Here is a 14111-nt window from a genome sequence, read left to right as displayed (position 1 = left end):
ACCAGGTAGCCCTACACGCTGGCAGTTCCCATCAACTAACAGCAACGCAGAAGGCCAGCCAGCAAACCAATCAGCAGGCCCGCACTGAGGGCACAAGATCTGAGCCGGTAGTAAATCCGGTAGCTGAGACAGCCGCGCACAGGCGAGACGTGCGCGACACGGCGAGAACCTGAAAACCCATTAGCGCATGTCAGGACACGAATACGGAGACAGACGCGGCGGCCTGACACTCAGCAGGACCCGTTCACACCGAAGAGGTCACTGGTTCGATCCCAGTATCGCCCACAGTGTGTTTAACCAGGTCAAAGGGCCTGCCGATGGCCACCATCGGCAGGCCCTTTGCGTTGTGCGGGAGCAAATTGGGAGCAGAAGTCCTCCCGCAACCCGCTGGATCCGCACGAATGCTCGTGATCCAGCTTCGTGGAACCGCAGGTCAGCGAATCGCGGCCGATTGAATCGCCGGTGACCTCTTCGCCACCACCCATGCGCTCACAGCATGCAGCCTCGCACGGCGAAATTGCCGCTGCATCAAGCAGATCCCAAAGGTCCTGTCCACTGACTGGAGAGACACGTTCAGGACGCACAGTTCCGCAGCACTGAACTGCACTGCGGGCCGCCACCCAAGCCGAGGCCGGCGCTCCGTCTGCCGAACAGAACGGCCTCGAGCAAGCAGGGCGTGCGGGGCTTTGACCGGCAAGGATGAAGCGGGCCGCACCTCCTTTCAGTTCAGGATCAGGCGAGCGGTGTGAGCCACGCGGACGTTTCAGCCGGCCGGCTCGACCGCATCCGACTCGGTCGAATCGGCAATGCCAGGCCGAAAATGGCTCCGGGCCCGGTCAGCAGGAAGGCTGATCCGGGCTCGGAGGTCGGTGTGGGTTGCTACCGGTAGACGTTGAACTCTGCGATGGACCACCAGTTGCCGACGCTGCCGGTGTTGACGACCTTGATGTACTGGGCCGTCTGGGCCGGGAAGGATGCACCCTGGACCGGTTGGCCGTCGCCGACGACGGATGCGACCTTCGTCCAGCTGGTTCCATCCGAGGAAACGTAGATGTCTGCGTTGCGGGCGTAGTCATCCCTGCTGCTGCCGGAGTCCAGCTCGACCTTGCTGAAGGTCTGCGGCCGCGCCATGTCCACCTGGATCCACATGCCGTCGTACTGACCTGTCCCGGAGCTGTACCGGGAGCTGGTGTCGCCGTCGAGGATGTGGCCGAGTGCGTCGTTGGGCCACGGGCTTTCGTTGGACGCCGTTGCCGACCAGCTGTCGCGTGCCAGCGGGGCGCCCGGATCCGGCTCTGGATCCGGCTCTGTCTTGTGGTGCACGCCGACTTCCGCGATCGACCACCAGTTGCCTGAGCTGCCGGTGTTGACGACCTTGAGGTAGCGAGCCGTCTGCGTCGGGAAGGAGGCCAGCTCGATCTGTTGGCCGCTCGCCCTGACGGACGCGACCTTCGTCCAGCCGGCCGCGTCGGAGGACACGTAGACGTCGGCGCTGCGCGCGTAGTCACCGGTGCTGCTGCCGGAGTCCAGCACTACCCGGTTGAAGGTTCGCGGCTGACCCATGTCCACCTGGATCCACATGCCGTTCTGCTGGGCTGTTCCGGAGCTGTACCTGGAGTCGGTGTCGCCGTCGATCATGTTCGCCAGCACGTCTGTGGGCCACTGACTCACGTTCGACGCCGTTGCTGTCCAGCCGTCGCGGGCCACCGCCGTGCCCAGGCCTGAGACGGTGAACTGAGCTCCGCCCGCTGGTTTGCCGCCGGCGCCGATCACCGACACCTCGTACTTCCCGTTGGCGAGCCCGGCCGGCACGTAGGCGCTGATGCTGGTGTCGGACCAGCTTTCGATCCTGGCGTGGACCGGTCCGAAGTAGACGGTGCCAAGGCCCTGGGTCTTCCCGAAGTGGGAACCCGTGATCTTGAACTTGTAGCCGGGGATGCCCTGGCTCGGCGTGAGGCTGCTGAAGGTCGGTGCCGGCTGGCTCGGCAGGCCTTGCGTGGTGAACATCGCCGAGGTTCCACCGGGCAGTGTGTAGGTGTACGAGCCGTCGGCCGACACGGGGAAGCTCTGGTTGCTGCGGCTTCCGTTGTAGACGACGGTCACTTTCGCCCCGTCTGGTGCGGTCCACTTCCGCAGCTCGAGTTTCCTGGACACCGCGGTCGGGGCCTGGATCGACGCAGTCCTGTACGACGATCCGTACACGTTGATCTCACCGATGGACCAGCGGAAGAAGAACGACGGCGCACTGCTGACGATGCGGACGTACCGCGCTTTCTGCGGTGCCAGGGAGATGGCCACTTTGCCGAGGTCTCCCGAGCCGTTGGCGACGGCGCTGCCCCAGTTGACGCCGTCGTTCGAGACGTACACCTGGTACTTGGCGAGGGAGTCGAAGGCGTTGTCCGCGGTGTTGTCCATCACGATCTTGTTGAACGTCGTGGGACGGCCGAAGTCGATCTGGAACCAGTCCCCGCTCTTCGCCCGGATTCCCGTGCGCCACCGGGTGTCGGACTTGCCGTCGATCGCGTTGGCCGCCGGATCACCCGCCGTGTTCGAGGACGACGTGACGGTCCACCCCTTCCGGCTGAGTGCCGCTCCGGGCGTCTTGACGGACGCCCCTGCCGGAAGGGAGTAGGTGAGCAGGTCGTTTCCGGTCTTGACGCCGTTCTGGACGGGCAGCAGGTCCGGGTCGTAGGTGATCGTGGTCGCGCCGAAGGTGAAGTCGTGCGTGGGGTCGGTGACGTTGCCCGCTGCCGGGACGTTGCCGCTCTGGGTGGGGCCGGAGTAGGTGAACGTGACCGCGTCCCCGGCGCCCAGGGTGTAGTCGAACGACTGGGTTCCGTCGGCGACGCTGAAGGTCTTCTCGGCGGCGCTGTCGTTGTAGGCGACCAGAACCTTGGAGCCGTCGGGGTTCTGGAACGCGACGTTCTCGACGCTTCCCTCCCCGAACGTGTTGGAGTAGATCCGGTGGGCGCCGGGTTTCACGAACCTGGAGACCTGGGCCAGCGCGTGGTAGTCGACGTTGTAGGACACGCTGCCGGTCTTGGGATCGATGGTGACCAGTCCGCGGCAGATGCCGATGCCGTTGGTGTCGCTGTTGAGAGGTCCCTTGTCGGGGTCGAGGGCGATGTTCCACAGCATCACGCCGTTGGCCCAGTTGCGTGTCCCGTCGATGAGCCAGGTGTTGAGCGCCTCGCGGAAGGCCGCCTGCTTGCTGACCTGCCAGTCACCGCCGGTGGCTTCGGTGAGGTAGGACTCCTTGCCCGGGTAGTCGTTGTGGGTCAGGGTCTGGTAGATCGGGGTGCCGCTGTAGATGTGCCATCCGGCGCCGACCGCGTAGTCGGCGGTGGCGGGGTTGTTGAAGATCGCCTCCGGGTACGACGGCACGTCCCAGTTGTGATCCCACGCGATGATCTTCGTGGGCAGCTTCTCGGCCGCGAACGCCTTGCCCATCTGGGCGACCAGCTCGGTCTGCTGGGCGGGGGTCAGGGACATGCCGGGCCACGTGGGCGCGTTCAGCGGCTCGTTCTGCGGCGTGACGTAGTGGACGGGTACGCCTGCTTTGCCGTAGGCCTGGATGAACTTCACGAAGTACTTGGCCAGCACCGGGGCGTACCCGTCCTTGAGCGTGCCTCCGATCATGTTGTCGGAGGTCTTCATCCACCCCGGCGGGCTCCACGGGGTAGCGGTGATCTTGATCGACGGGTTCAGCGCGAGCGCATGCTTCAGCTCCGGAATGATGTACGGCTCGTCGTGCCGGATGGAGAAGTTCCGCAGCGTCGGGTCCGTCTGTCCCGCAGGCATGTCGTCGTAGGAGTAGTTTCCGGACGCGGCGAAGTCCGAGGCGCCCATCGGCAGGCGAACCATGTTCAGGCCGGCGCCCGTGGCGGGATCGAACAGCTGCTTCATCAAGGTGCTGCGGCCCTCGGGCGAGAGCTCGTTGATCAGCCAGGCCGAAGAATCCGTCAGCGCCGCCCCGAAGCCGGTCATCTTCTGGTACTTGACGGTGTTGTCCACCTTGATCGTGAGCGGGTTGGTCGTCCGCTTGGTCTGGAACGACACGTCGCTCTGGCTCGCGACCCACTTGTCGGTGTCGACGTCGGTCAACCAGACCTTCACGGCAGTGCCGGCCCCCGGCGGCGGTGCGGCGTGTGCGGCGGGCGGCGCGAGACAGAAGGCCGCAAGACTCGTACCCAGGACGGACGCCAGCAGTGGCGTGCCTCTCGACTTGGCCATGCTTGTTCCTCCGGAGAACCTCGTTCGGTCAGGGGACCGTGCGGTGCAATCACTAACCCGGGTTAGTTCGGAACGCTAGGCTGCCGCCTCCGCGCACGTCAAGACCGTGTTGCCGCGAAGTTTCCGGTCAGTGGCGGGACATTCCGCAGCGGGGTGCCACTCGGGTGCGCCGTCAGCGGGCCGGTGGTGCCGTGGAGTCGCGCATCACGAGCGGGCAGTGCACCAGCGTGCGTCCACTCGAAACGGTGGCCCCGCCGCCGGCCAGTTGCTCGGCCGCGAGTCGTCCCATCGCGGGGTACGGGAGCAGCACGGTGCTCAGGGCCGGGCGGATCTCCGCCGCGAGCTGGAACTGGTCGTCGTACCCCATGACCGACACGTCCTGGGGCACCCGGATGCCCGCCTCCAGCAGGGCCATGACGGCGCCGACCGCCATCCGGTCGTTGCCGCACATGATCGCGGTCGGCGGGCGGCCGTTCCGCAGCAACGTGCGCGTCAGTTCGTAGCCGGAGTCCGCGTGGTAGTTGCCGGGCAGCACGGTGTGCTCGCGCGGGTCGAGTCCCGCGCCGCGCAATGCGTCGCGAAAGCCGCGCAACCGGGCTTTGGTGGCCCACTGGCTGGGTTTGCCGGTGAGGTAGGCGATGTCGCGGTGGCCGAGGTCGAGCAACGCCTGGGTGGCCTCCATACCGCCGCGCACCTCGTCTGGCAGGACGGCGGGCACGGGATCGTGCGGGGCGAAGCAGTTCAGCAGGACGGTGGGAACTCGCCGCGCGGCGTCCGGGAGCACCACCGACCTGGTGCCGACCGCGGCGAAGATGAGGGCGTCGGCCTGCCGGTCGAGCAGCTCGGCGATCAGCTGTGCCGCCTGACTGTTCGAGCCGCCGGTGTTGACCAGCAGCAGCAGACTCCCCTGACGAACGCACGCCTCGTGCGCCCCCTTGATCGCGGACGCGGCGAACTCGCCGAAGTCGGCGTCGTGACTGACGAAGCCGATGGTCGCGCTGCGCCCCTGCCGCAACCCCTGCGCGGCGAGGTTGGGGCGGTAGTCGAGTTCGGCGACCGCCTGCAGGACGCGTTGCCGCGTCTCGTCGCTGATCGTCTGCCCGGCGGTCTGGTTGAGCACGAAGGAGACCGTCGCCGGGGAGACGCCGGCCAGGCGTGCGACATCCACTCGGCGTGATCTGCTCGCCGTCGGCCGCTGGTCCCCAGGGGTTGACACGCCCCCATCGTACGAACCGGTCAGGACGACGGCGTGCGTTGTCCCCAGGCGCCGCGCGGCTCGGCGACGGAATCGCGTCGCACGAGTTCACCGGCGATCCGGATGACGCCGTCCTCGGACTCGGGCACGTCGTCGAGCGCACCCGGTTCGTCGAGCACGAGCTGGATGGCGAGCCTGCCCATCTCCCGATGCGGAAGACGGACCGTCGTCAACGGCGGGTCGAGTTCCGAAGCGATGAACTCCTGGTCGTCGAAGCCCACGATCGACAGGTCTTCCGGCACGCGGAGACCGCGGGCGCGCGCGGCGCGATAGGCGCCCATGGCGATGCGGTCGTTGTAGCAGAACACGGCCGAGGGCCGCCGCTCGTCGGGCAGGTCGATCAGGTCGGACAGGACCAGACCGCCGCGCACGAACGGGGTCGTCTCCAGGTGCAGCGCGGGCTCGTACTCCAGTCCGTGCTCCGCGAGCGCCGCCCGGAAACCGTTGAAGCGCAGGCGAGAGGCCGGCGGATGCCGGTGGTCGTCGAGGAAGGCGATCCGGCGGTGACCAGCCTCGATCAGTTCCTTGACGACCTCGTACGCCCCCTGTCGTTCGTCCGGAACGATGGAGCGGTGCCGGCCGCCGCTCGCTTCGCAGTTGAGGAACACCGCGTCCGCCGGTAGGCCCGCGGGCGGGTCGACGACGCGGTGGTACATGCAGCCGTAGATGAAATGCCCGACCTGGTGCTGCGCCAGCTGGTCGATCGCCTGTTCCTGGAGGGCCAGCGGCGCGTTCGGGCCCAGGTTGACGACGAACAGCAGGTACCCGTGGCGCGCTGCCTCGTCCTGCGCGGCGGCGAGCATGCCGACGGCGAACGGGGTCGTGGTCACCTCGTCGGAGACGAACCCGATCGTGCGGGTCGTCTGGGTCCGCAGGCTGCGGGCGAGGATGTTCGGGCGGTAGCCGAGGTCCTCGGCCGCCTGCTGGACGCGGTGGCGGGTCGCGTCCGGGACACGGACGCCCTCCCGGCGGTTGGTCAGGACGACCGACGCGGTGGTGGTCGAGACCCCCGCGGCCTGTGCGACGTCCTTGAGCGTCGGCCGACGAGTCGTCGCCAACCTCTTCACCTCCTGGAACAAGGCGCGCCCTTCGCGAGGCCCACCTGACATCGCCACAGGACTCTATCGGGGGCGCCCGGCAGGACACGGATCCGAAACACGTCCTTGACGCTGAAGGAACGTTACTTCATAGTCTGGTGAAACGTTTCTTCAGGCCCCAGACGGCACGCCACCTGCGGCGAGTCGCGGGCAGCAGGCCGGTCCGGTCAGGAGGAGTTGGGATGAGGCGGTTCATGATCGGGAGACGCGGCGCGGTGACCCTCGCGGTCGTCGCGACAGCAGCCCTCACGCTGTCCGCTTGCGGCGTGGCGTCCAGCGGAAGCGGTGGCAGCGGGGGTGAACTGACGCTCTGGACGCACAACGCCGGAAACCCGGCGGAGCTCGACGTGGTCAACCAGATCGTCGCGGACTACAACGCGAGCCAGAGCACCTACAAGGTCAAGGTCCAGGCGTTTCCGCAGAAGTCGTACAACGACTCCGTCGTCGCCGCGGCGACCGCGAAGAAGCTCCCGTGCATCCTCGACACGGACGCGCCGATCGTGCCGAACTGGGCCTACGCGGGCTACCTCGCGCCGCTCGACCTGCCGCAGGACCTCGTCTCCAAGCAGCTCAAGAGCACCCTGGGCAACTACCAGCGCAAGCTGTACTCGATCGGTCTGTACGACGCCGCGCTGGGCTTGTTCGCGCACAAGTCCGCCCTCACCGCGGCCGGCGTCCGGATCGCCACGGTCGACCAGCCGTGGACCGCGCAGGAGTTCGCCGACGCACTGGCGAAGATCAAGGCCAGCGGCAAGCACGAGTACGCCTTCGATCTCGGCACCGGTGACAGCGGCACCGAGTGGTGGACCTACGGCTACTCGCCCTTCCTCCAGAGCTTCGGTGGCGACCTCATCGACCGCAACGGCTACAAGACCGCCGACCGGAACCTCAACGGGGACGCGGCACTGAAGTGGGCGAACTGGTTCCAGGGCCTGGTCAAGAGCGGGTACACGCCCGCGAAGTCCAGCACCGACGCCTTCGCCGACTTCGTCAACGGCAAGTCGGCCATGGTGTGGTCGGGCATCTGGAACTCCGCCAACCTGTCCAAGCTCGGCGACGACGGCATCGTCATGCCCCCGCCGGACTTCGGCAACGGCCCGAAGATCGGTGGCGGTTCCTGGCAGTGGGCCGTGAGCTCGACGTGTGACCAGAAGGCCGCGGCCGTGGACTACATCAAGTTCTCGCTGAACAAGAAGTACCTCGCCGCGATGGCGGAGAAGCAGAACGTCATCCCCGCCACCGAGGAAGCCGCCGCGTTGGTCGACGGCTGGCAGCCCGGTGGTGCCAAGCGGTTCTTCCTCGACGAGTCCGCCAAGTACGCCACGGTCCGGCCGCCGTCGCCCGGCTATCCGTTCCTCACCACGACGTTCGCCAAGGCCGCACAGGACATCATCGCGGGCGGCGACCCGAAGAAGATCCTCGACCAGGCCGTCTCCGACATCGACGCCGACCTCAAGGCCAACAACTCCTACGGCTTCTGAGCGCAGGCCGCGCAGCAACCATCCGGCACCACGGGGCGCGGGCCCGACGTCACGGGTCCGCGCCCCGCTACCTCAGGTCCGGCTACGTCCCGGCACAGCGAAGGAAGTCGAGCCGCGTGTCCTCACCAATCGCCATCTCGTCGTCAGCCGGCAAACCCGGTGCCGGCGGCAGCCTGCGTCGCGCACGCCGGGCGGAGGCGCGTACCGCGCGTGCCTTCGTCACACCGGCGGTCGTGCTGCTCATCACCTTCTTCTTCGTCCCTGCCCTGTTGGGATTCGTGCTGTCGTTGACGAATGCGCGACTGGTCTCACCGCAGGGCCCGCAGTTCGTCGGACTGGACAACTTCACGAGGCTCTTCGCCGACCCGCTGTTCTGGAAGTCCCTGCGCAACACCGTCTACTTCGGACTCGTCGTCGTCCCGCTCCAATCCGGCTTCGCCCTGGTTCTCGCACTCCTGATCAACGCGCGGATCCGTGGCATCAACGCCTATCGAGCGGTGTACTTCGTGCCGGTGGTGACGTCGATCGTGGTGGTTTCGATCCTGTGGACGTTCATGTACCAGCGCGACGGCCTGGTCAACCACATGCTTCAAGCCGTGTCGTTCAACCTCGTCCAGGGCACCGACTGGCTGAACGATCCCGCGACGGCGATGCCCGCCATCATCTTCATGTCGATCTGGCAGGCAGTCGGCTTCCACATGGTCATCTGGCTGGCCGGCCTGCAGACCATCCCCGGCGACCTGTACGAGGCCGCCGAGCTGGACGGCGCCGGCAGGTGGCAGAAGTTCCGCTACGTCACCTGGCCGGGGCTGCGCGCCACTCGCAGCTTCATCCTCGTGACGATCACCATCGCCGCGCTGAGCCTCTTCTCCCAGATCAAGATCATGACCAACGGCGGACCGCTCTACTCGACGTCGACCCTCGTCTTCCAGTCCGTCCGTGCCGGCTACGAGCAACAGCAGACCGCCTACGCGTCGGCGATCTCGCTCGTCTTCTTCGTCCTCGTGCTCACCGTCTCCCTCGTGCAGCGCTTCCTCACCCGCGACAAGGACTGATCCATGGCCACCATCACCGCCACCCGGGACGGCGTGCGCCAGGCGGCCGGCCAGCCCGTCCGCAGACGACCTGACCGAGGTTTCGGCACCGCCGGCGGCCACGTCGTCCGCACCGTGCTCGCCCTCTTCTTCGGCTTGCCCATCCTCTTCATGCTCGTCTCATCGCTGAAGCCCGACGACCAGATCTTCGCCGACCTCAGCTCCCCCAGGGCCTTCCTCCCGGTCGGCGACATCTCCCTGGCCAACTACGCAGAGGTCTTCCGCACCGTGCCCGCCTGGCGGTTCCTGGCGAACTCCATCGGCATCTCCGCGCTCACCGTCGTCCTGGGCGTGCTGATCAACAGCCTGGCCGCGTTCGCCCTGACCCGCATGCGGTGGCGCGGCAGGGGCCTCGTCCTCACCCTGATCATCGCCACGCTCGTCGTCCCGTTCGAGACCTTCGCCCTGCCACTGCTGTGGTGGGCCAACAAGCTTCCCTGGCTCGTCGTCCAGGACGGCAGGCCACTGTGGACGTTCGGCTGGCTCGACAGCTACCAGGTGCAGATCATCCCGTTCGTCGCGAACGCGTTCTCCATCTACCTGTACTACTCCTACCTGTCGACCATTCCCAAGGAACTCGACGAGGCCGCCCGCATCGACGGGGCGAACTGGTTCCGCATCTATCGCAGCATCATCCTGCCGCTGGCCGGCCCGGCCACCGCGACGGTCGCCATCCTCACCTTCCTGAACGCGTGGAACCAGTTCCTCTGGCCGCTCATGTCCGTGCAGTCCGAAGACCTTCGCCCGGTCATGGTCGGAGTCCAGTACTTCTTCCAACTCGACGTCGCCTGGGGGCCGATGATGGCGTACGCAACCCTGATCACCATTCCCGTCCTCGTGCTTTTCCTCTCCTTCCAGCGCGCCTTCATCGGAAGCATCGCCTCGAGCGGGGTGAAGGGGTGAACCTGCCCACCCGGCTCGGCACCTCGGTCAGACCCGCCGTGCACTTCACCGCGCCCGACGGATGGCTCAACGACCCGCTCGCCGTCACCTGGCGCAACGGCCGCTACGAACTCTTCTACCAAACCGTGCCCGGCGCCCGCGCCTGGAACCCGCGCTGCCGCTGGGGCCACGCGACGAGCCCCGACCTGATCACCTGGACCCACCACCCGATCGCCCTCGAACCCGGCGACGACGAACTCGGCTGCTGGTCCGGCGGACTCGTCCTCCCCGACCCGGCATCGGCGCTCTCGGCAAGGATCTACTACACCTCCGTCGACCGGCCGGACATCGATCTCGGCGCCGTTCGCCTCGCCCGCCCCGCCGACGACGGCTGGCAGCGATGGGACAAAGGCGACATCATCGTGACCCCACCGGCAGGCGAGGACCTGCGCGTGTTCCGCGACCCGGTCGTCGTCCGCGACGGCGACCGATGGCGCATGCTCGTGGGTGCCGGCTATCGGGACGGCACTCCGGCGGTGTTGACGTTCGTGTCCGACGACCTGGAAGAGTGGACGTACGACGGCGTGCTGGCGAGCACACGGACCTCCCCGACCGGCCCCCTACCGTCCGGTGAGGCATGGGAATGCCCGCAACTTCTCCAGATCGGCGACCAGCACGTCCTCATCGTCTCAACGTGGCGAGACGGCACGACCCACGACGTCCTCGCCGGAGTCGGCACCTTCGAAGACGGCCGGATGCGCGTACGACGATGGCAACAGCTGACGTACGGGGCCGGCCACTACGCGGCCACCGGGTTCCTTGATGCCGAGGGCGAACCGTGCCTGCTCTTCTGGATTCGTGAGGTCGCGGACGTCGATGGCAACTGGACCGGCGCACTCAGCGTTCCTTATCGGCTGAGCCTCGACAACGCCATCACCGACCTCGTACGGCTCACACCGCACCCGGCCGTGCCCGCACCGGGGGCGGACGATCGCAGGACCGGTGTACGGCACCTCCTGCTCGCCGACGGCGAGACCACGCCGGCCGGTCATGATCACTCATCTGCCGAAGTCCGTTACGAGGGGCGAACGGTGACCGCAACCTCGTGCGGGACCCAGACCGTTGTCCACGACGCGCCAGGACCGGTGCACGTTCTCATCGACGGTCCCGTCGTCGAGGTGTGCACCGGGACGGCCCTCATCGGTCTCGCAACCTGACCCTGCGCCGATCCGCTCACAGGTCGGGAGCAACTCCGTGCGTTGAACGCGCCTGAACGGTCCCGCCCGTTGCAGGTCGAAGGCCTGGAACCGAATCCGGTTCCAGGCCTTCGACGTTGATGCGAGCAGTACCGAGCAACTCGCGCACTGCTGTCCGGCTTCTTGCACGTGGACTGCGCCCTTCCCCGTACAAAACAGGTATACGTGTTTCTCCGCAGTCGAGTCACCATTTACTGCATCCACATCCTCGGCGCGACTACCATCCCGATGGCCACAGATCACCCGGCCAGTCCGGAACCTGCTCATGAATCACCGATCCGACGACTTCCGGTTCCTGATCCGTGACGGGTCGACAGTTCGAAGCGCTCAGCCGGACGAAACAGCACGTGATTTGGCCGATCAGCCCGACAAGAGGTGCCAGAATGCTCGGGTGCTGCTGCCATCGTGTGAGCAGTTGCTTAACGCCACGACAAAAATCTCCGCCGTGCTGTGCAATCTTTTGCGCGCCACCCATCCGGCACACCTTTATCCATTGTGGACGGTAATTGGCCGGAAGTCATGCACAACCAGGTTTTCTCTGCCGCCGACAGCCCTCGAGGACCCAGCAATGGCCGCACAGACATCCGTCAGCCTTCGGGCAACGCGTTCGCCGATCGGACGAGCGCTGCTCACCCTGCCGGTCGCGGTGGTGGTCATCGGAGGCACCTGCCTTTGGCTGACCGCCCGGACATCAACCGCTGACGACCCGCTCGTCGCTGCCTTCAGCGTGACGGCATCCGTCCTGTTGTGCATCGCCCTCGCGATCGCGGCGTACACGGCACAGGCAGCCGACCAACTCCGCGAGCAGATCGCACGGATGCAGGCCGACGCCGCGCGGCTCAACGACTACACGCTGTGCACAGTGGTGGAGCGGTTGCGCGACGGGGAATCGGTGGACACCGTGCTCGCCCAGGTACCGCAACCGGCCGATGCCGTTCACCAGCGCATCGTGCGGACGCTGGCGCACGAGATCGGTCGCAGTGAACGTCGGCGCACGGCCGCGATGTCGGCGTGTGCCAACGCTGCCGGCCGGGTGCAGGCTCTGACCACCAGCATGCTCGCGGACCTGCGCGACATGGAGAACCGTTGCGCCGAGGACGTCCTGGGCGACCTGCTGAAACTCGACCACACCACCGCACAGGCCAGCCGCCTCGCGGACAGCATCGCGGTCCTCACCGGTGCACGCTCCGGCAGGCGCTGGACGAAGCCGATCGTGATGGAGAGCGTTCTGCGTGGCGCGGTCAGCCGCATCAGTGCCTACCAACGGGTGCGGATGCACTCGACCAGCACCGTCGCCGTCGCCGGGTACGCCGCCGAAGGCGTCATCCACGCACTCGCCGAGCTGATGGACAACGCCACCAGCTTCTCCCCTCCCTCCGACGAAGTGCACGTGTACGTGGAGGAAGTGCACGCCGGCGTCGTGGTCACCGTCGAAGACGGAGGTTTGGCGATGAGCGCCGCCGCGTTGCGCCGCGCCGCGGAGACCGTCTCCGCCGGACAACTCAACCTCACGACGCTGTCGGGCACCCGGCTCGGGCTCGCGGTGGTCGGCTGCCTGGCCCACAAGCACGGTCTGACGGTCTCCTTCCGGCCGTCCTCGCGCGGGGGCACCGGCGTGGTGATGCTGATCCCCCGGCAGTTGATCACAGAGCCGCGCAACGGTGGCACCGGTCCGGTGATGCAGTCAGCCGAGCGCACACCCGAGCCCACGCCGGCGGCGCCACCCCGGGCAAGCGGTTCCGCCGGGGGAGCGCACGCGGCGCCGGAGCCCGGTGATCCGCCAGACCTGCCCAAACGCCGCCGCGGACAGACCGCGATGACAGGTCTCCTGCCTTCTCCCGCTCCTCAACCGGGACCGGTACGCCCGCGCGGCGACATCGGCGACCGGTTCAGCACGTTCCGGCAGGCCAGCAGGAGCCAGAGCCCCGGCCGTCACCTCACCCACTCCCCAGAAGAGGAATCCAGATGACCACCACCAACCCCGGCCTCGACTGGTTGCTGGAGAACCTGCTGGCACGGACGTTCGGCGCCCAGCACGCGCTGGTGCTGTCCAGGGACGGGCTCAAGCTCTGCCACACCTCCGCGCTGACCATCGACCGGGCCGACCAGCTCGCCGCGATCGCCTCGGGCATCCAGAGCCTTTCCTACGGTGCGTCCGTCGAGTTCGGCGACGGCAACGGCGGGGTGCGACAGTCGATGATCGAGTTCCACGGCGGGCTGTTGTTCATCGTGGAGGCGGGAGAAGGCGCGCATCTCGCCGTGGTGGCCTCCGAAGCCGCCGATGTCGGTCTGGTCGGGCACAACATGAACGAGCTGGTCGAGCAACTCGGCGACTACCTGATCGCAGTACCGCGGGAACAGGAACCGAGCCACAGACCATGACCAGACGCCCGTTCGACGACGAGACCCCGGACCGGCTGTACGCCGTCACCGGCGGGCGCAGCCGCGCCCACGAGACGGCGTTCGATCTGGTCACCCTGATCATCAGCGAACGCGGGCCCAGCCCGGGAATGCAGTCCGAGCACATCCGGATCCTGCACATGTGCCATCGGCCGATGGCCGTCGTGGAGATCTCCGCGGCGCTGGGCCTTCCGGTCAGCGTCGTCAAGATCCTGCTGTGCGACCTGCTCGACACCGGCCGGGTCTCCGCCCGTCACCCCTCTGTCCGCTCTCACGCCGACGACCAGTCCTCGGAAGGTCGCTCTCTCTCAAGGGTCCAGGCGGGCGTGCAGCGACTGCCCAACGTCGAATTGCTGAAGAAGGTGCTCGTTGGACTCCAGAAGCTCTGACCTGACCGACTGTCCCCCGCTGGC

Annotated in this window: 10 protein-coding genes; 7 read left to right on the top strand and 3 right to left on the bottom strand. The window is 67.1% G+C overall.

The window, feature by feature from the left end; all coding sequences use genetic code 11:
* Positions 1-879: 879 nt before the first annotated feature.
* From AOM45_RS19150 to AOM45_RS19140, 3 genes are all read right to left on the bottom strand, one after another.
* Positions 880-4233, bottom strand: coding sequence for a discoidin domain-containing protein (locus AOM45_RS19150; RefSeq protein WP_051782947.1), 3354 nt, complete (start codon positions 4231-4233; stop codon positions 880-882).
* Between the two features lie 172 nt (positions 4234-4405).
* Positions 4406-5401: a LacI family DNA-binding transcriptional regulator gene (locus AOM45_RS19145; RefSeq protein WP_051782948.1), complete on the bottom strand. Its 996-nt coding sequence runs from the start codon at positions 5399-5401 to the stop codon at positions 4406-4408.
* A 68-nt stretch (positions 5402-5469) separates the two neighbouring features.
* Positions 5470-6546 (bottom strand): LacI family DNA-binding transcriptional regulator, encoded by a 1077-nt coding sequence (locus tag AOM45_RS19140; RefSeq protein WP_030466316.1) that lies wholly within the window; start codon positions 6544-6546, stop codon positions 5470-5472.
* 221 nt (positions 6547-6767) lie between these two features.
* Here AOM45_RS19140 and AOM45_RS19135 point away from each other — a divergent pair, with 221 nt between their 5' ends.
* The 7 genes from AOM45_RS19135 (at position 6768) to AOM45_RS19105 (ending at position 14087) form a co-directional block, all read left to right on the top strand.
* Positions 6768-8066 carry an ABC transporter substrate-binding protein gene (locus AOM45_RS19135; RefSeq protein ID WP_030466317.1) on the top strand — a complete coding sequence of 433 codons (1299 nt, stop codon included), beginning with the start codon at positions 6768-6770 and terminating at the stop codon, positions 8064-8066.
* 116 nt (positions 8067-8182) lie between these two features.
* The gene (locus tag AOM45_RS19130; RefSeq protein WP_030466318.1) at positions 8183-9121 is read left to right on the top strand and encodes a carbohydrate ABC transporter permease; all 939 of its coding nucleotides are present in this window, start codon (positions 8183-8185) and stop codon (positions 9119-9121) included.
* 3 nt (positions 9122-9124) lie between these two features.
* The gene (locus tag AOM45_RS19125; RefSeq protein ID WP_030466319.1) at positions 9125-10063 is read left to right on the top strand and encodes a carbohydrate ABC transporter permease; all 939 of its coding nucleotides are present in this window, start codon (positions 9125-9127) and stop codon (positions 10061-10063) included.
* Positions 10060-11259, top strand: a complete 1200-nt coding sequence (locus AOM45_RS19120) for a glycoside hydrolase family 32 protein (protein WP_051782950.1) — start codon at positions 10060-10062, stop codon at positions 11257-11259. The genes AOM45_RS19125 and AOM45_RS19120 overlap by 4 nt, the downstream gene beginning before the upstream one ends.
* Before the next feature lie 430 nt (positions 11260-11689).
* Positions 11690-13267, top strand: coding sequence for a sensor histidine kinase (locus AOM45_RS19115; protein ID WP_372497399.1), 1578 nt, complete (start codon positions 11690-11692; stop codon positions 13265-13267).
* The gene (locus AOM45_RS19110) at positions 13264-13680 is read left to right on the top strand and encodes a roadblock/LC7 domain-containing protein (protein WP_030466322.1); all 417 of its coding nucleotides are present in this window, start codon (positions 13264-13266) and stop codon (positions 13678-13680) included. Before AOM45_RS19115 ends, AOM45_RS19110 begins: the two co-directional genes overlap by 4 nt.
* A complete protein-coding gene (locus AOM45_RS19105) occupies positions 13677-14087 on the top strand; it encodes a DUF742 domain-containing protein (RefSeq protein WP_030466323.1) in 411 nt (136 codons plus the stop codon). The genes AOM45_RS19110 and AOM45_RS19105 overlap by 4 nt, the downstream gene beginning before the upstream one ends.
* Positions 14088-14111 lie beyond the last annotated feature (24 nt).

The sequence above is a fragment of the Lentzea aerocolonigenes genome (assembly GCF_000974445.1).
GTDB lineage: Bacteria > Actinomycetota > Actinomycetes > Mycobacteriales > Pseudonocardiaceae > Lentzea > Lentzea aerocolonigenes.
Note: the sequence above shows the minus strand (reverse complement) of the source record. Positions and strands in the feature narration are given on the sequence as shown.